Source organism: Paraburkholderia sp. RL17-373-BIF-A (assembly GCF_046030175.1).
Classification (GTDB): domain Bacteria; phylum Pseudomonadota; class Gammaproteobacteria; order Burkholderiales; family Burkholderiaceae; genus Paraburkholderia.
Map to the genome: position 1 here is coordinate 1 of NZ_JARESO010000367.1, position 645 is coordinate 645.

At 49.3% G+C, this 645-nt stretch carries 1 protein-coding gene; it reads left to right on the top strand.

Annotated features, from left to right (window positions below; all coding sequences use genetic code 11):
• The coding region (locus P0D80_RS50905; protein ID WP_408296507.1) for a hypothetical protein at nt 1-366 on the top strand (366 nt) is incomplete at its 5' end.
• Nucleotides 367-645: the final 279 nt, after the last annotated feature.

A 645-nucleotide genomic window follows, 5' to 3' on the forward strand; every position in this document is an offset into this window, starting at 1 on the left:
AAGATTGGCGAGGGGGATATTATCAGGGGTGAAGACATGATGCTGCATTTAATCCCATTTTTTACGGGACGCAAGATTAATGAAGTAATCTCTAAAAATATAGAACCACTGAACATGGGTTTCGATTCATCGATGGGGGTACGAGTCTTTCTTCACGACGGCCGCGATATGGTTACATACGAGCGGTTTGGCGAAGACGTTGATGCGGAGTGGTGTCTATTGCGTCGCGATAATGGAATTTATGATGTGGTCACTGAGGGAACCGCGAATGCGCTGTTGGTCCTGGGCACGCAACCATTGACGCGCGCGAAAATAGGCGAGGCGGACGTTGTGAGAGGTGCCGCAATGCTGTCGTATTTCGCGTAGACAATGCCTAGGCAATGTTCGGTCGATTGTCAGACTTGTCTTTCGATTGCATGTCGAATGAGTGCATCTAACAGCAAACAAGGAAGGCGCACGGATGTCTTGCAGTAGAACCATCTTCCTTAGTATTCGCGCCCAATGTTGTACTAGTCAAGCCATTTGCGTCGAGTGGAATGCCTATTCAAATGTGAGCCGCCCCGGGAATCGTGGAGGCTGGTTGGTTTAAGTTAATGCGGGTTTGGCGACCGGTGTTGCAAGTTGCCGATAGTAGTTTGCCTCAGT